Genomic DNA, 16,436 nt, shown 5'->3' on the forward strand with positions numbered 1-16,436 from the left:
CGGTGCTGCGGGTGTCGCGACCGCCCCACCGGGACGTCCCACATCACCGAAGCCGGACTGGGCGAAGCGCTCCGCCACATCGGGCGCCCGCCCCGCCGAACCGGCCCTGTACGACCATGACCATGACCAGGACCATGACCAGGACATACATTCCGTGACCCGCGAACCCGCACTCTGTGAGGAGGCACCGGCGTGGCCGTTCCCTGGGACGCCATGATCCCCACCACCATCGGCGCCGCCGCGACCGTCGTCGGCATCGTCATCGGCGGTTTTCTGGGGCGCCGCAATCAGAACCAGCAATGGCTGCGGGACACCCAGGCGGTGGCGTACGCGGCGTATCTGCGGGAGTTCACGGCGGTGGAGATCGAGTTGCGGGAGGCGTACGTCGACTCCCGCCCCAACAGGGCGGACTGGGCCCCATTCAACTCGGCCCTGACCTCTCTCAGCCTGGTCGCGACACCCGAAGTCGCCGACGCGGCGGCCGACTTGACCGAGGCGGTGGGCCGCTTCGCCCTGCTGGTCGCCGACCACGACCGCCCCCGTGACCGCGACGCCCTCCGCCGCATCATCTCCGAACTCACCACAGGCCAGACGACATTCGTCAACGCGGCCCGCCACTCCCTCGCCCCCACCCAACACCCCCTCACCCGCCAACTGGGCGGCCCGCCGCCGTGGCGAGAGATCGAGCCGTACGTGCCCTTGTCCCGTCCCGGCGAGTGACGAGGGGCTCCCAGGTCACTGTGTGTTACTGGTAGGTGAATTCGACAGTGTTGCTCTTGTCGCCGCCATCGACCGCGGTGACGAGAACGGTGCCGCTGCCTTCGGGGATGTTGAAGATCAGCGATGTCTCGCCGGGGCCGGAGCCGCTGCCTTCCCAGTCGCTTTCTTCGAGCACCTCGTCCCCCCAGAGGACCTGCCTGGTGCGCAACAGCGTTCCCGTGAGGACGACTTCCTGGAAGGGCTTGCCCTGAGCGGGCTCGATCTTGTCGATCTGCAGCGTCATGTCGAGTCCTTTCGCGTTGTTCGACTCGTTCGTGTTGTACCGGCCCGGTAAGCACGGCTCTCTCCCACGGGCGGCCCTCCCAGCCTGAGCCCCGAACCGCGCGACGGCCCGCCACCATGGGCCACCCAGGTGACCGGCCGGTGCCGCACTCCCGACACCCCACACCGGGCCGCCGGGCCCTCACGGGTGCTCCGGTCGCCCACCGCCCAGTTTCTCCATGTGGCCGAGGAGAAGGTCGACCGAACGGGCGAGGCGCTGGGCGTGGGCCAGGGTGTGGTGCAGACGCCCGCCGAGGGTCAGGTTCAGTCGCCGCCGGGCCTCGTCGACGTCGATCAGGGCATCCGCCGTGAGTGGGTCGTCCTTCGGTCTCCGATGGGAGGCCGTCTCGACTTCCAGTACGAGCAGGGTCAGGTGGCCTCGGCACAGGAGGGTCAGGTCGAGCAGGTCGGCGGGCTGGAGTTGGTGGGCGTGAGGGGGGAGGAGGCGGGCCGTGGTGTCGCGCATCGTCTCGGTGTCGATGGGCAGCGACTCCGTCGGGGTGGCGGTGTCGTCGTCCGGAGGCGCGGCGTTCCCCGGCGCACGGCGGAGTCGCCTGATTCCCTCCGGGCATGCCTGGTCCAGCGGGTTGCTGGCGCACTGATGGCACCGATAGCTGTGGGCCACGAAACCCTCCGGGTCCCAGCCCTTGGGCACGACCGCCTCGGTGGTCTCGTCGTCCTGGGTACTCACAGCCGCTCTCCCTTGGACCGTGCGTTGGCCGCCGCCACCTCCGCGCTCAAGGTCTCGGCCAGCGTGAGCCGCCGGAGCCTGTCCGCGCAGGCGTCCCATTCCCGCCCACCCCCGATGGGCCGGAGCTGTACGTAAGGGCCCTCGAACCCCATGACCTTGCCGACCCGCTTGCGGTCGGTGTCCTCGACGGTGTCGCCGATGACCGGTGTGTGCTTGGCCGTCGTCACCAGGCCCTCCTCGCCGGGGAGGCCGGGCGCCGGGTTCCCGCGTCCTCGGCCGTTACGTAGGCACGTACGAGGTTCAGGGCGAAGGCGTCGGCCAGGGGGATGGGCGGCTCGGGGAGTGGCCACAGGTGCGGGGCGCGTCGGTGGCGGGCCGCCGCGAGGTACGCCCTCAGCATCGAGGGGGACGGGTTGTTTACGGGGAGGTCAGGGGTGGGGGCCAGACCCTCATCGGGCACTCGGTGCCCGGATACGGGCCACCCGAACAGCGGTGTTCTCAGTAGTTCGAGCAGCCGTGGTAGAAGGTTCATTGTCGACTCCGTTTCAGTCGGCCGCGCCCCGGGGTGTTCGCGCACCGCCGGGGTTTGGCGTGGGATAGGGCAAGCCGGTTGGGACAGCCGGGACATCGCCCGGCCGCAAGTCACCACGCTCCCGGCTGAGTTATCGAACCCGCAATAGAATCTGCCAGGGTTCAGCCTTACTTGGAGAAATGGCACATGCCACTGCATCTGAATGGCTTCCGCTGCGCGCACAACTGATGAGAGGCTGAGCACATCACCGTCACGGTGAGCACATGCACGAGAACGGAGAGCACATGGCTGCACGACCACAGCCAACCGCCAGGCGTATCGGACTCGGCCATGAGCTACGGCAGTTGCGCAAGGCGGCCCGCCTGACGATCGCGCAAGCCGTCGACGGCCTGAGCGTGGACGAGAGCACGCTTCAGCGCGTCGAGACCGGCTGGAAGTCCTTCCGGCAGGCCGGTCATCTACGGGAGTTGCTGGAGCGCTACGGCATCACGGACGAGGACCAGGTGGACAGGCTGGTCGCTCTCCAACGCGAGGCGTCCAGCAGGGAATGGTGGTCGGACGGAAGTACGAACATGCTCTCGGGCATGCCGCGCTTCCTGGGCATTGAGGCTGTGGCACGGGAGATCCGGACCTTCCATCCGTCCGTTGTCCCCGGCATTCTCCAGAGCCATGGGTACGCACAGGCCCTGCACGAGCTGCACAAGCCCATCGACGAGACGACGACCGAGTTCATGCAGCAGAGCATGCAACTGCGCATGAAGAGGAAGGAGGCGTTGACGCGCGACGACGACCCCGTGAAGCTCTGGGCGATCCTCAACGAACCAGCCCTGCGCTACCTCATGGGTGGCGCGGGCGTCATGCGCGAGCAGTACGAGGAACTCATCAGGCTCGCTGACTTGGAGAACGTCACGCTCCAGGTTCTCCCCCAAGGAGAAAGCGGATACGTGGCGTTGCACGACATGATCATCATGATCCTGGACGATGGGCTGCCCGCGACCATTCAGAGCGACACGGCGATGCGCACCGTCGCCGTCACCGACAAGCCCCGTGAAGTGGGCCGGTTCTCACGGATGTTCGACGCCATGGTGTCGAACGCCCTTCCCCCTCGGGACACCCCGAAGTTCCTGCATCAACTAGCGCGAGAGATCACGGAATGAACCCTCAGCCCGTTGTGATACAGGCATCTGATCTGGAAGGCGTGGACTGGATCAAGTCCTCCTACAGCGGCAACGGCAATGCCTGCGTCGAAGCCGCCCCCCTCCCCGCAGCCGTCGCAGTCCGCGACTCGAAAACCCCCGACGGCCCCGCCCTGCTGATACCCGCAACCGTCTTCCAGTCCTTCATCGGCGGCGTACGGGACGGACGCTTCGACGTCTGACCCCGTGCGTGAGGATCGCGGCCCGCTCCAGGGCATGTGGAGCGGGCCGCGGTTACGAGGCAATGCGGAGCGTCAGTTCGAGGAGCCGGCGGCCGGTGGTGGTGATGTCGTATCGGCGCGCGTTGTTGAGAGCCGCCTTGGTCAGGGCCCTGTGCCGATGGAAGTCTCGGCCCATCGCGTCCAGGGCAATGGCCAGCGAGCGTGGGTCGCCAGGAGTGTAAGGAACGCCGGCGCTCCCGAGGATCTCCCTCACATCGGGAAGATCGGAGTAGACAACCGGAAGTCCGTGCGCCTGAGCCTCGATGAGGACGAGCCCGAAAGCCTCCAGACCCCTGGTCGTGAAGATGAAGGCGTCGAAGTTCGGCAGGCGGCGCCACAGTTCGGCGCGGGGCAGGAACGGGTCAAAACGAACCCGGTCCCGCAGCCCGAGTTCGACGGCCCGCTGTTCCAGATGCTCCCGTAGGACTCCTTTGCCGATCACGGTCAAGTGGTGCGGCTGACCGGTCAAAGCGAGCGCTTCGACCGCGGTGATCGTGGACTTGTTGTCGTCCAGACGACCGGCGTGCACCAGAGACAGGGGGCCGGTCTCAGGAGGCGATTGATCGCGTACCCGGGCATCGCTCAAGCGGATGCCCCACGGGATGACGGTGAGCCGACCGGTGAATCGGCGTCCTGTGAGACGGTCGATGCGGTCGGCGAGGGCGGAGGTCGGAGCTACGATCGCGGCGCTTGCGGCAGCAACTTCATTCATGACCTCGCGTTCCGATGCGCTGCGCTCGGCCACCATCACCTCGGGACCGTGGGCGATGGCGATGATCGGGACGCTTCCGGCGGTTCGGGTGAAGGCCAGACTGAGAGCGAAGCCCAGGTACTGGGCGTGAATGGCATCCGGCTGGATCTTCTCGATGAGCGCACCGACCTCACGCGTCAACTCGTCAACGTACGGGGCGAAGCCGGGGCCGTGAGGGCGCTTCGTCGTGGAGAGGGGGATCAGCTGATCAAACGTAGCCTTCCAAGCCTGGTCGACCGGTTCCCTGCCCAGGAAGGTCGTGTTGATTTCAGGCATCACGCCGTAGAGATCGTTGACGAGGATCATGCTCCCGGACGAAGGCTCGGAGGCGCGGTTGATACCGGTCAGGATACTCAGAAGTTTGGTGGTCATACGGAAACTCCATTCACCGATGACCGGTGGGTGAGAATCGGAGATCGGGATTCCGGAGTCAACCCGACTTGTGATTCATCGGTGGCGTTCCGTACCTCGCGCTGACGCGGAGGAGCCCACCACGACGCCAGGTGCGGCGTGAAAATGGCTGCGACTTCCTCGGTCGGATGCAAGTAACCCTTGCTGTCCTGTTCTGCTGTCCATGCCCTTACTGTCGATCGTGGGTAGACGGGATTGATTCCAATTTCTCCCTTGGGGAGGATTCCGTTGAAGGGGGTGGGTATTCCCTCGTTGTTCCAGTAGTCCCATGCCTCAAGAGCCTTGGATTTCTCGAAGCAGTGGTACAACTGCCGATAGCGCGGCATGTATCGGATCTCACGGAAGACCATCTGGCCGATCAGTCCAGGCGCGGCTTTCTGGATCGTACTCAGATCGACGCGCTGGAAGGTGACAGATGCCGCATCCTCGGACGGGTGCAGCGCAGTCCGGGCGAACAGGTGGGACAGCCTTCGCCGGACGTACTCGGCGACTCTCGGGGCGAGAGCCGGTTCCATGCCTTCGATCAGCTGGACGAGGCGGTGATGGCGCGGATTGAAACGGGCGAGGTCGAACAACTGGTCCATGCCGTCCACGGCGGCGAAGGCGAGTCGTTTGTAGAGCCAGTTGTTCAGCTCTCCTGCCTGGGCGTAGCTCTTGGTCTCCCGAGTGGCGGAGTGGAGCATCAGGTATTCGGACAGAACCTCGAAGTACAGGTAGCCGAGGAACGGCACGTGGGTCACGGCGTCGGACAGTTGGTCGACGAACTCGGGTGCCGGAGTGGCATGACCGGCGGCGTTGCGCAGGGCGACGTCGAGGAACACGGCCGCTGCGCGCAGCCCCGCCAGCACGACGCGGTCGAGCTGGTCGTTCTCGGCCGGGGCGAGGAAGGACCGGTAGCGCAGGTAGGTACGCAGGTGGATGGCACCGAGATGCAGGTAATCGACACCCTTGGGCCGGATCGGGGCATCCGGGATCACCTCGAAGATCATGGGCGTGGTGGAGGGTTTCGTCCGCATCAAGTAGGCGCCGAGGTTGTGTGGGCGCAGTCCCTCGCGCCGGCGGGCGAGAGGCGAGCAGTACAGGGCTCCGACCAGGCATCCGGTGGAGACGTGCAACTCCCGACTGGCGCGGATGGTGTCGATGTCCTTGGTGGTGTGCAGCAGGTACATCGGCTTTCCGCTGACGAGCGCTTCAGTCATGGCGCTGTTTCGTATCAGCCAGCCGTTGGGAGTTGAGCATTCCAGGTAGCGGCGCCAGTCGCTCTCGCTCTCGGCCAGCGAGGTGGGAATGCTGCGGTGCGCGGGCATGGTGTAGTCCGTGTGGGCGTGTTCCCAATCGTCGCGCAAGAGAACTCCTGGGGATGGAAGATCGGCAGCGGTCCGGGGGATTACGTGGAGCTAAAGAATCTCGATATTTGCTCCGGACATGCGATTTCGGCAGTCGAGAACATAGGCCGCGTATTTCTGGATCATCGCGAGGTCGAATCGGGTGTGGTCCATGAGGAGCACCACGGCATCGGAGGCCGTTATCTCCTCCGGGCTCGCATCGACCCAGGGCACGTTCAGCTTGCTCTCGTTGCCGTCCGGGATGTTGGGGTCGGCGCCACGGACCTCGGCGCCGAGGTCGATCAAGAGTTCGGCGACGCGTGCCGAAGGCGAATTGCGGAGGTCTGTGGCGTTGAACTTGTAGGTCAGGCCGAGCAGCAGGATTCGGGATCTGTTGACAGTCATGCCGCGCTTGCCGAGTGCTTCCACGACACGCCGGACGACGTAGTCGGGCATGTGGCGGTTCACGTCGTCGGCGAGTTCCACGAACCGGAAAGGGACACCAAGCTCCTGCTGGACCTTCCAAGAGAGGAACAACGGGTCGACGGGCAGACAGTGCCCGCCGACTCCTGGCCCCGGGGTGAACCGCGTGAATCCGAAGGGCTTGGTCGCCGCAGCGTCGATCGCCTCCCAGATATTCACGCCGAGGGGAGCCGCCAGCATCGCCATCTCGTTGACCATGGAGATGTTGACGAACCGGAAAGTGTTCTCGATCAGCTTGGCCAACTCGGCGACCTTGGTCCCGGACACCGAAACCGTGGTCTGAAAGATGCTGTCGTAGAAATCCTTGATCACATCGAGAGACTTGGCGTCGATTCCGGACACCAATTTCGGCGTTCGCTCGAATGACCACCGCTTGTTTCCCGGAGCAATACGCTCAGGACTGAATCCGGCCAGGAAGTCAACCCCGCCCTTGAGGCCCGACGCCTTCTCCAGGATCGGAAGCAGCAGTTCCTCGGTGGTGCCGGGATAGGTCGTGGACTCCAGGACAACGGTCGCGCCGGGGTGAAGGTGCTCGCCCAGTGTCCGGGCGCAGGACTCGATGTAGGTCAGGTCGGGCACGCCGTCCCGCAGCGGGGTCGGCACGGTGATCACCGCGATGTCGAAGCCGGCCAGGGAAGCAGCGTCGGCGGTCGCGGCGTAGACCCCGGAGTCCAGCACCGCGCGCAGCCGTGCGGATGCCACGTCCTCCACGTAGGACTGGCCGGCGGTGAGCTGCTGGACACGGTGCGGGTCCACGTCGTAGCCGACGACGTGGTGACCCACCTCTGCGGCGCGTACGGCCAGTGGAAGCCCTACGTAGCCCTGACCTGCGACAACTATCTGCATGGCGGCTCCTACTCGATTGCGGTGCTTGAATGGACCGTCGTTCCTGGTCCGGCAAGGAGAAGCGCTGTGCCCCTGGTGTCCGTCGTGATGCCCGTGTACAACTCGGCAGCCACCCTCGGCGCAGCCGTCCGATCGGTGCTCACGCAGACCCACAGCGACCTGGAGCTGCTGGTCACCGACGACCAGTCCTCCGATGGCTCCATGGACCTGCTCCGCGAGTTCGCCGAGCAGGACGAGCGCGTCCTGCCGGAGTCTGCACCCGACCAAGGCGGTGCGGGCCGGGCCCGCAACCTCGCGATCGAGCGGGCCCGTGGGGACTACATCGCCTTTCTCGACAGCGACGACATGTGGCTTCCGGAGAAGACCGAGAAGCAGCTCGCCTTCGCTGCGGAGGCCACTGCGCCTTTGACGTTCACCTCGTACTTCAAGATGGACGCCGACCACGACGGTGAGAGCACCGACTGGGTCCCGAACGGGCGGGTGATCCGGGCGCGGGAGCACGTGGACTACCGCGCGATGCTGGTCCAGGACCACATCGGTGCTCTCACCGCCATGTACGACCGCAATCTCCTGGGCACGAGGCTTATGCCGGAGATGCGCAAGCGCCAGGACTACGCCCTCTGGCTGTCGATCATGCGGGACGGTGCGGATGCCCGGGGCCTGGCTGAGCCGCTTGCGGTGTACCGGGCCCATCAGGCGGGATCGCTGTCCTCCAACAAGCTGTCGCTCGTGCAATACAACTGGGCCCTGTACCGCGAGCACGAGCATCTGTCGGTCCCGCGTTCGACGCGGGCGCTGGCCGGTGCTGTGTGGCAGTCGCTGCGCAACTCACGCATCTAGGTCTGTGCACGGGCTCGCTCGGGGGCTGGACCCGGGGGCGGGACTCGGTGGGGCACCGGTGCCGTCGGTCGGCTACGCGGCCGAGTCGGCGTCGGTCGGCGCGCGCAGGAACAGCTGGAGGAGCAACCGGCGGTCGGCGACCGGGATGCTCTCCTGGCCGCTGTGGAGTGCCTCCCGACCGTGCAGGAAGCGGCGTTGGTTCACGATGAGGTAGTCCCCGGGGTGGAGCATGAAGGAGACCTGCCCGCGGACGAGTTCCTCTGCGAGTTCCCTGGCGGCGTCGGCGTGCGCCTGGCCGAGTTCCGACCTCTCCAGCATCTTGGCGGTGAACCGGACGAACCCCTCGCCCGGGTCGGAGCCGTCCAGGATCGGAAACGGCTTGTACTCCTCACCCACGCCGAACAGGTCGAAGAAGGTCCCGTAATGGTAGGCCGACTCGGAGAGCAGGGCGCGGCTGCCCTCTGACAGTCGCGCTACCGCCGCGTGGGCGTCGGAGAGGATGCTGGGGCCGCCGCCGAGCGGGTCTGGGCGGACGCACAGGAGCGTGGTGTAGTCCGGGGGCAGGGTCCCGTTCACCAGGTCCATGTGGAACGCGTTGTACCCGATGCCGCTGGACTTGCCGGGGTCTTTGTCGACCTTGACCCCGATGTCCTTCCAGAGGGGCCACCGAGGGAAAGGCGAGAAGGGGACGGCCACCTCGGCCGCGAAGCCCATCGCCAGCCGCAGAAACCGGTCGTCGTCGGTCCCCAGCGCCTTGGCAAGGCTTCCCAGACGCAGCACGGCGTATCCGCCGCCCTCACCGGTCAGCGCGTGGCGCAGTGTCTCGGCGGTCTCCTCGAACCGCGGGGCGGCCGTCAGCTCGGTCCGGTACAGCTCCATGACGGAGGTCGCCAGGAACGAGCCATCCAGTTTCCACGTCGGGAGAGGAAGGTCGATCAGAGCGGCTTCGAGTTCGCACGGGATGTCGATGAACACGCGGAGCTTCCTGTCTCTTGGGTTTTCGGGGGTGTCCTTCAGGTGCCGCTGTCGTTCGGGCGCCCCACGCTCACGCGGAGAAGCCCGCTCGATCCGTCGAAGATCCTGCGGCCAGGAGGCGCGGCGGCGGTCCCGCCGGGGACTTCCCGCCGACGGCGACCTGGGCTCCCATCACAGCCGTCCGGACGGATCGAGGGGAGGGCCCACAAGGGGGCTCACAACTCGCAGCCGCGGTTCACTACGAGCCCGCACGGCAATACCCTCGGTGACCCGGCACGCGGAAGCACGGACGACTGGCAAGGGGGAAGGACGTGGCATCGACCGTTCGCCGGACCCGTCCACCCAACGCGGACCTGGCCCGGCTCATCGAAGCCTGCGGTGCGAGCCACAACTCCCTGGCCCTGCGCGTCAACCAACTGGCGCACCAGGCCGGGTTGGACAGGGACTACTCGCACACTTCCGTGGCGAACTGGGCGCGCCGTGGAATGACGCCGAAATGGCCGGTCCCGAAGCTGTTGGCGCAGGCCATCAGCGAGCGTCTGGGACGACCCGTAACGCTGAGCGAGATGGGTATGGGCGAGGCGGAGACAATCGATGCCTCGGCGGGCTTGGATTACCCGCGAGACCCCGCCGACGCCGTGCGCGCCGCCACTTCGTTCTGGAGCTCCGTGAACCGCCGCGACTTTCTGGCCGGACCCGGCTTTGCCGCCTCCGCCTTCACCACCCCCGTTACCCGATGGCTCGTTGCCCCCGGTGATGAGAACCCTGATCGCCAGGGCGGGAAGCAGGTCGGTCGCGCTGACCTCGCCGAACTCCGCGAGGCCGCCCATGACGCGAGGCGCTGGGACTCCAAGTACGGCGGCGGGAACTGGAAAGCCAACTCCGTCACCGCATGCCTCGACCACCGCGCCGCTCCGCTGCTACAGGGCACGTTCTCCGACGGGATCGGGCGTGAACTGTTCTCGGTGACGGCCGAGTTGTCCCGACTCGCCGGCTGGACGGCGTTCGACGTCGGTCAACACGATGCTGCCCAGCGGCACTTCATCCAGGCCCTGAGCCTCGCCCGCGCCGGCGGCGATGTGCAGCTCGGCTGCTACATCCTGACGACCATGGCCATGCAGTCCCTCATGCGCGGGTTCTCGTCCGAGGCTGTGGACATGGCCCAGGGCGCCTTCAACCGCGCCAAAGGTCAAGCAGCGCCTAGGGTGCTGGCGTTCACCAAGCTCATCGAGGCCCGCGCGCACGCCCGCGACAACGCTCCCCGGGCTGCCTCGCGTGCCCTGGCCGCATCGGAGCACCTCCTTGACCAGGCCAGGACCCACAGCGGCGACGAACCCGCCTGGATCGACTTTTACTCGCATTCCCGCCTCTCTGCGGACGCCACCGAGATCTTCCGCGACCTGAAGAACCCCAAGGCGGCCCTCGCCTGGAACAAGCAAGCCGCAGCCATGGCACCCGGGGCTTTCACCCGATCCGTTGGCATGCGCCTCGCCATCGTCGGGACGGCCCACCTTCAGGCACGTGACCTGGCCCATGGCTTGGCCATGGGCCACCGGTCCGTCGACATCCTCGCCCGCGTCCAGTCCACCCGCGCCCAGGACTACGTCCGCGAATTCAACACCGCTCTTGCCCCTTGGCGGCGTGAGAAGACCGTCCGTGAATTCGTCCAGCGGACCCGTACGGAACTCGGTATCGCGGCCTGACGCACGAGGCCGCCCCACTCCTCCGGTCTCCCGTCCCTTGGGGCAAGGCATTGTCGGTGGGGTGCGCAATGCTGGGCGAATGAGAAATGGCCCTGCGGGCCCTGTAGACGCCTCCTCCAACGGCCGGGCGACTTCGGCGCAATCGACTCCGTCCGCCCCGCCGACCCCGCAAGGATGGGGCGGGTGACCGACTCCTCACCCGCCCCGAAAGCCCCCGCCGCACCGGTGCAGCAGGTCGGCTTCCGCGCCGACCCGCACGCCGAGGACATCGCGAGTGCCACGTGGTAGCGGATGGCCGCCCGCCTCCCCCGTACCCTCGCCGCCGCTGTGCGGCTCGGCTGGGCCGCCGATCGGCCCGCGATGCTGTGGCTGGGCCTGTGCCAGCTCGTCGTCGCGGCCTCCGCCGCCGTTGCCCTCGCCGCCCTGCCCGGCGCGATGAATCACCTGTTCAGCGGCGGGGACGTCGCCGCGCGCGTGACGGCCGCGACGCCCGCGCTCGTCGTCGCCGGCCTGGCCACCGCCGTACGGGCCGGGGCCGACGCGTTCGCGGTCTACGCCGCCGCGCGCCTGGCCCCCGAGGTCGCCACCGAGGCCGACCTCCAGATCCTCGCAGTCGCCCCGCAGGTGGAGCTGGAGGCGTACGACCGGCCCGGCTTCACCGACCGCCTCCAGGCCGCGGGCAAGGGCGCGGAGGCCACCGAGGACCTGATCGGCGACGCCCAGGGCATGGTCTCCGCACTCGCCCAACTCGTCGCCGCCGCCTCGGTGCTGACGGTGTTGCACCCGCTTCTTCTCCCGCTGCTCCTGCTCGCCGTCGTGCCCAAGGGCGCCGCCGCGGTGACCACCGCGCGCATCAAGCACCGCGCCGACTTCCAGAACATCTCCGACAACCACCTGCGCTACCTGCTGCGGTACTACTCCACCGACCGTCGCACCGCCGCCGAGGTCCGCGCCGCCACCATGTCCGGTTTCCTGACGACCTGGTACCGGGAGATCACCGACCGGATCAAGGCCACCCACCGGGCGGTGGCCCCCCGCGTGCTGCGGGTCACCCTGGCCGGTTCCGCAGTCGGCGGGCTCATGCTCGCCGCGACCTGGGCGGCGCTCGGATGGCTCGCCGCGACCGGGCGGATGGACCTCGCGGTCGCCGCGACCGCCGTGGTCGCCGTACGGACGTCGACCGGGGCGCTGACCTCGCTGGTGATGGCAGCCGCCCGCACCTTCCGCACCAGTCTCTATCTGGAGGACTGGCAGAGCTTCCTGCGCCGTGCGAAGGCCCTGTGTGCCGAGCGCGGCACCGAGGCGATCCCGGCCGGGGCTCCCGCCGAGATCAAGGCGAGAGACGTCACGTACGCCTACCCGGGCGCCGACGCCCCGGCGGTCGACGGCGTCAGCCTCACCCTGCGCCAGGGCGAACTGATCGCCCTGGTCGGCGAGAACGGCTCCGGCAAGACCACCCTCTCCCGCCTCCTCACCGGCTTGTACCTGCCCGGCTCCGGCACGGTGACCTGGGATGGAATCAACCTGGCCGAGGCCGAACCGACGAGCGTGTGGTCGAAGGTCGGGCTTGTGCCGCAGGACTACACCCGCTGGCCCATGGACCTGCGCGCCAACATCCACCTCGGCCGGCCCCGCGCCGACGACGACACCCCGCTGCTCCAAGCCGCGCGCGCGGCCGGCGCGGACAGCGTCATCGACAAGGCCCCGTACGGGCTCGACACCCTGGTCGCCGGCTCCAACTGGGGCGGCACCGACCTGTCCGGCGGGCAGTGGCAGCGCATCGCGGTCGCCCGCGCGTTTTACCGCGACGCCGCCGTGCTGATGCTCGACGAACCCACGTCCGCGATGGACCCCCGCGCCGAGCACCTGGTGATCCGCCGGTTCAAGGAGCTCGCAGAGGGCAAGGCCGCCGTGTTCGTGACCCACAACCTGGAGAACGCCCGCATCGCGGACCGCATCGTCGTCCTCGACGGCGGCCGAATCGTGGAGACGGGGACGTTCGAATCCCTGCTCCATAGGGCGGGCCTGTTCGCCGAGCTGTACAAGCTTTCCCAGGACCGGTGAAAACCGCTGATCAGAGCGCCCGGGGTACCTGGCACGTTCCCCCAACCCACTGTCCGACCTCGGTCCTCGGGCGCGGCGCATGCCGAACGAGGCGCACGCCTGGGTGTGGGTTCCCGGACATGGAGCGTTCGGTCTGTCCGGGCGGGACGCCGACGACCCGCGCCGCCCGTGGACCGGCGTCACCTCCGCACCTTTTATTCACTCACAAGGGTGAATTGCCGGGCGTGGAACTGACCTACCCCTCGGTTCACCTGCCCATCTGCGGCAGGTGAACCGCAAAAACCTGTGCTCCGGGTCCGTAGGGGCCTCTACACCAGACCCGTGACCGCAGACCCCTTGTCCGCCGCTGTCGGCCCCGCGCCGGTCATGCGGTACGTCGACGACCAACGCGAAGGCACCTTGGGCCTGGCCGCCACCGCCCGCCGCCTGCCCACCGTCCTCGCCCGCGCCGTACGTCTGGCCTGGCACACCGACCGCCGCGCCCTGATCGGCATGCTCGCCGCCCAGATCACAGCCGCCGCCCTGGCCGCGCTTGCCCTCACCACGACCACCACCCTGATCGCCGTGGTCCTGGAAGCAGCCGCCGTCTACGGCCGGGGCGAACCTGTCGGTCCCGTCCTGCCCGACGCCATGGCACCGGCGGCGTGGGTGGCCGGCGCGTTCGCCGGGTCCGCGCTCGCCGACACCGCCGCCCGGACAGCCGCGGCCCGCCTCAGCCCCCGCGTCTTCAGAGAAGCCGACCTGCGCGTCCTTGACGCGGCGGCCTCGGCCGAGCTGATCGCCTACGAACACCCCGGCTTCGAGGACCGGCTCGAAGCAGCGGGCAAGGGCGCCGAGTCGGCCCGCGACCTCATCCTGGACATCCAGAGCGCCGTCTCCGTCCTCGCCCAGCTGATCGCCGTCACCGCCGTGGTCGCCACCCTTGACCCGCTCCTCATGGGCCTGCTGCTGCTCACCGCCGCGCCCCGCGCGTACGCCTCCCTGCGGGCCGCACGCCTGGAACACTCGGCAGCCACCGCCGCCCGCTCCGACAGCCGTCTGCGCGCGACCCTGCGCGGCTACAGCACCGACCGCAACACCGCGGCCGAGATCCGCGTCGCCGGCATGGGCCGCTTCCTGTCCATCCGCTACCGACAGGTCTCCGACCGGCTGGAGAACGAGGCGTTGGCAGCCGCGGTGCGCGGCCTGCGCGTCCAACTCGCGGGAGACGCCGTATCAGCGCTCGTGCTCCTCACCACGTTCGCCGCGCTCGCCGGACTGGTCGCCGCCGGACACCTGGAAGCGGCGGCCGCCGGCACCGCCCTGTTCGCGCTGCGCACCGCGACGGCGTCCCTGACCACGCTGACCCGGGCATCGGCCCGCGTCTTCCGCACTGGCCTCTACCTGGACGACTGGGCGGACTTCCTCGACGAGGCGGCCCGCCACCGTACCCACCGGGGCACCCGCCTCCTGCCCGACAGCGGCCCGGACGTCATCAGCGCCCGCGGCCTGACCTTCTCCTACCCCGGCGGCGATCGGCCCGCCGTCGACCAAGTCGACCTGGACCTCAAGCGAGGAGAGATCGTCGCCCTCGTCGGAGAGAACGGCTCGGGCAAGACCACGCTGGTCCATCTCCTCACCGGCTTGTATCTGCCCAACGCCGGAGAAGTGACCTGGGACGGGGTGAACGTGGTCGAGGTCCCGTCGGCCGAAGTGTGGCGGCATGTCGCCATGACCCCTCAGGAGTACACCCGCTGGCCGCTGACCGCGCGGGAGAATATCACCCTCGGCACCCCGAATCCCCAGGGCGACCATGCCGTCCACGAGGCCGCCCGCGCAGGCGGAGCCGATCACGTCCTGGACCGCCTCCCCAACGGCCTGGACACCTCACTCGCGCGCTCCTGGTGGGGTGGACACGACCTCTCCGGCGGCCAGTGGCAGCGCATCGCACTCGCCCGATCGTTCCACGCTCAGGCAGCCGTGCACATCCTGGACGAGCCCACAGCCGCGCTCGACGCACGCGCCGAGCGCCAGGTGTTCGACCACTTCCGCCGACTCGCCGCCGGGCGCACCGCACTGGTCATCACCCACCGCCTCGCCAACTGCCGCATCGCCGACCGGATCATCGTCATGTCGGGCGGCCGAATCACCGAAACCGGCACCTATCACGAACTGCTTGAGCGCCCTGGAGGACTGTTCGCCGAACTCCACAGGCTGCAGGAGGGCATCCCAGAATGAGGGGTCCTCTGCCTTGGGACACGGACAGGACTCCGGTGCCGACGACAACGGGTGTTGACCGTGAGTCGGTCTAGCGGCCCGGAGGCGGTGCCGTGCTGTGCCGCCGAACGAGCCGGGTCGGGACCAGTGTGGTGCCGTGCGCGACGGTTTCATGACCGGCGGGTTCGTGTCCGGCGGTCTCCCCGCGCATCTGTCCCAGCACCCCCTCCACACACAACCGCCCCACCTCCGCGAAGTCCTGGTGGATCGTGGTGAGCGGGGGCAGGAAGGACGACGTCTCCGGGATGTCGTCGAAGCCGATGACGCTCACGTCGTCCGGGACGTGGCGGCCGCGTTCGTGCAGGGCCCGCAGCAGGCCCAGGGCCATCTGGTCGTTCGCGGTGAAGACGGCCGTGCAGGACGGTTCGTCGGCCAGTCCCAGGCCCGCCCGGTAGCCCGAGTCCGCCGACCAGTCGCCGCGTACCAGGGGCGGAGGGGTCAGTCCGGCCTCGGTGAGCGTTTCCCGCCAGGCGTTGGCGCGGCGTTGGGCGGCGAAGGAGTCCTCGGGGCCGGCCAGATGCCAGACCGTCGCGTGGCCGAGGTCCAGCAGGTGCCGTACGGCCTCGCGGGCGCCGCCCGCCTGGTCGGTGTCCACGACGGTGTAGCGGTCGCCCGCGTCCGAGTCGGCGACCACGACCGGCACGCCCGGCGGCAGCGAGACCGTCGCCGCGTCCAGGAGGTGGGTCTCCAGGATGACGATCACGGCGTCGACCGCCAGTTCGCCGAGGCGTGAGAACGCGCCGTTCACCTCGTCCTGGGTGGGGACGGCGACGGGGAGGAGGGTGACGGCGTAGCCCTCGCGGGCGGCGGAGGTGGCGATGGCGTCGAGGGTGCGGATGTTGCCCATCGTGGAGAGGGAGAACGTGATCACGCCGAGCGTGCGGAACTCGCCCCGGCGCAGCGCCCGGGCCGCGCTGTTGGGCCGGTAGCCCAACTCCCGCATCGCGGCGAGCACATGCTGCCGGGTCTCCTCGGTCACTCCGGGGAAGCCGTTGGAGACGCGGGAGACGGTCTGCGCCGATACCCCGGCCAGCCGCGCCACGTCGCCCATGGACGGGCCCTGCCGCGGCCGGGACGCGGTGCGTCTCGTCGTACGACCGT

16 protein-coding genes are annotated in these 16,436 nt (G+C 68.4%); 7 read left to right on the forward strand and 9 right to left on the reverse strand.

Translation table 11 applies throughout. The annotated features are described in order from the left end of the window. Positions 1-192: 192 nt before the first annotated feature. Positions 193-720, forward strand: coding sequence for a hypothetical protein (locus tag ACWD4G_RS19575; protein ID WP_451294977.1), 528 nt, complete (start codon positions 193-195; stop codon positions 718-720). 25 nt (positions 721-745) lie between these two features. Here ACWD4G_RS19575 and ACWD4G_RS19580 read toward each other — a convergent pair whose 3' ends face one another. From ACWD4G_RS19580 to ACWD4G_RS19595, 4 genes are all read right to left on the reverse strand, one after another. Beyond that, positions 746-1,003 (reverse strand): hypothetical protein, encoded by a 258-nt coding sequence (locus tag ACWD4G_RS19580; RefSeq protein WP_451294979.1) that lies wholly within the window; start codon positions 1,001-1,003, stop codon positions 746-748. Between the two features lie 180 nt (positions 1,004-1,183). Next, positions 1,184-1,732 carry a DUF6415 family natural product biosynthesis protein gene (locus tag ACWD4G_RS19585; protein ID WP_451294981.1) on the reverse strand — a complete coding sequence of 183 codons (549 nt, stop codon included), beginning with the start codon at positions 1,730-1,732 and terminating at the stop codon, positions 1,184-1,186. After that, entirely contained in the window at positions 1,729-1,959 is a 231-nt protein-coding gene (locus tag ACWD4G_RS19590; protein WP_451295388.1) for a hypothetical protein, read from the reverse strand. Before ACWD4G_RS19590 ends, ACWD4G_RS19585 begins: the two co-directional genes overlap by 4 nt. Continuing rightward, a complete protein-coding gene (locus tag ACWD4G_RS19595) occupies positions 1,956-2,264 on the reverse strand; it encodes a hypothetical protein (protein WP_451294983.1) in 309 nt (102 codons plus the stop codon). Before ACWD4G_RS19595 ends, ACWD4G_RS19590 begins: the two co-directional genes overlap by 4 nt. Positions 2,265-2,548: 284 nt before the next feature. Between ACWD4G_RS19595 and ACWD4G_RS19600 the strand changes: the two genes are divergently transcribed. Together ACWD4G_RS19600 and ACWD4G_RS19605 are read left to right on the forward strand one after the other, a co-directional pair. Continuing rightward, positions 2,549-3,421 carry a helix-turn-helix domain-containing protein gene (locus ACWD4G_RS19600; RefSeq protein WP_451294985.1) on the forward strand — a complete coding sequence of 291 codons (873 nt, stop codon included), beginning with the start codon at positions 2,549-2,551 and terminating at the stop codon, positions 3,419-3,421. Positions 3,422-3,462: 41 nt separating this feature from the next. Next, a complete protein-coding gene (locus ACWD4G_RS19605; RefSeq protein ID WP_451294987.1) occupies positions 3,463-3,642 on the forward strand; it encodes a DUF397 domain-containing protein in 180 nt (59 codons plus the stop codon). A 52-nt stretch (positions 3,643-3,694) separates the two neighbouring features. Here ACWD4G_RS19605 and ACWD4G_RS19610 read toward each other — a convergent pair whose 3' ends face one another. From ACWD4G_RS19610 to ACWD4G_RS19620, 3 genes are read right to left on the reverse strand one after another with little or no spacing between them, the layout of a single operon-like run. Next, complete coding sequence (locus ACWD4G_RS19610; protein WP_451294989.1) at positions 3,695-4,804, reverse strand: glycosyltransferase family 4 protein; 1,110 nt, start codon at positions 4,802-4,804, stop codon at positions 3,695-3,697. Beyond that, entirely contained in the window at positions 4,801-6,189 is a 1,389-nt protein-coding gene (locus tag ACWD4G_RS19615; RefSeq protein WP_451294991.1) for a hypothetical protein, read from the reverse strand. The genes ACWD4G_RS19610 and ACWD4G_RS19615 overlap by 4 nt, the downstream gene beginning before the upstream one ends. Positions 6,190-6,240: 51 nt before the next feature. Next, entirely contained in the window at positions 6,241-7,497 is a 1,257-nt protein-coding gene (locus ACWD4G_RS19620) for a nucleotide sugar dehydrogenase (RefSeq protein ID WP_451294993.1), read from the reverse strand. A gap of 66 nt (positions 7,498-7,563) precedes the next feature. Here ACWD4G_RS19620 and ACWD4G_RS19625 point away from each other — a divergent pair, with 66 nt between their 5' ends. Then, a complete protein-coding gene (locus ACWD4G_RS19625; RefSeq protein ID WP_451294995.1) occupies positions 7,564-8,337 on the forward strand; it encodes a glycosyltransferase family 2 protein in 774 nt (257 codons plus the stop codon). 72 nt (positions 8,338-8,409) lie between these two features. On the opposite strand, the gene ACWD4G_RS19630 is transcribed toward ACWD4G_RS19625, so the two are convergent. Continuing rightward, complete coding sequence (locus tag ACWD4G_RS19630) at positions 8,410-9,312, reverse strand: TauD/TfdA family dioxygenase (RefSeq protein WP_451294997.1); 903 nt, start codon at positions 9,310-9,312, stop codon at positions 8,410-8,412. A gap of 311 nt (positions 9,313-9,623) precedes the next feature. Between ACWD4G_RS19630 and ACWD4G_RS19635 the strand changes: the two genes are divergently transcribed. The 3 genes from ACWD4G_RS19635 to ACWD4G_RS19645 all read left to right on the forward strand — a co-directional run bounded on the left by ACWD4G_RS19635 (position 9,624) and on the right by ACWD4G_RS19645 (position 15,296). Next, positions 9,624-11,015, forward strand: coding sequence for a sporulation protein (locus ACWD4G_RS19635; protein WP_451294999.1), 1,392 nt, complete (start codon positions 9,624-9,626; stop codon positions 11,013-11,015). Between the two features lie 291 nt (positions 11,016-11,306). Then, positions 11,307-13,079, forward strand: coding sequence for an ABC transporter ATP-binding protein (locus ACWD4G_RS19640; RefSeq protein ID WP_451295001.1), 1,773 nt, complete (start codon positions 11,307-11,309; stop codon positions 13,077-13,079). Between the two features lie 321 nt (positions 13,080-13,400). Then, the gene (locus tag ACWD4G_RS19645; protein ID WP_451295003.1) at positions 13,401-15,296 is read left to right on the forward strand and encodes an ABC transporter ATP-binding protein; all 1,896 of its coding nucleotides are present in this window, start codon (positions 13,401-13,403) and stop codon (positions 15,294-15,296) included. Positions 15,297-15,366: 70 nt separating this feature from the next. Here ACWD4G_RS19645 and ACWD4G_RS19650 read toward each other — a convergent pair whose 3' ends face one another. After that, complete coding sequence (locus ACWD4G_RS19650) at positions 15,367-16,386, reverse strand: LacI family DNA-binding transcriptional regulator (RefSeq protein ID WP_451295360.1); 1,020 nt, start codon at positions 16,384-16,386, stop codon at positions 15,367-15,369. Positions 16,387-16,436 lie beyond the last annotated feature (50 nt).

The organism is Streptomyces sp. NPDC002643, from assembly GCF_053592555.1.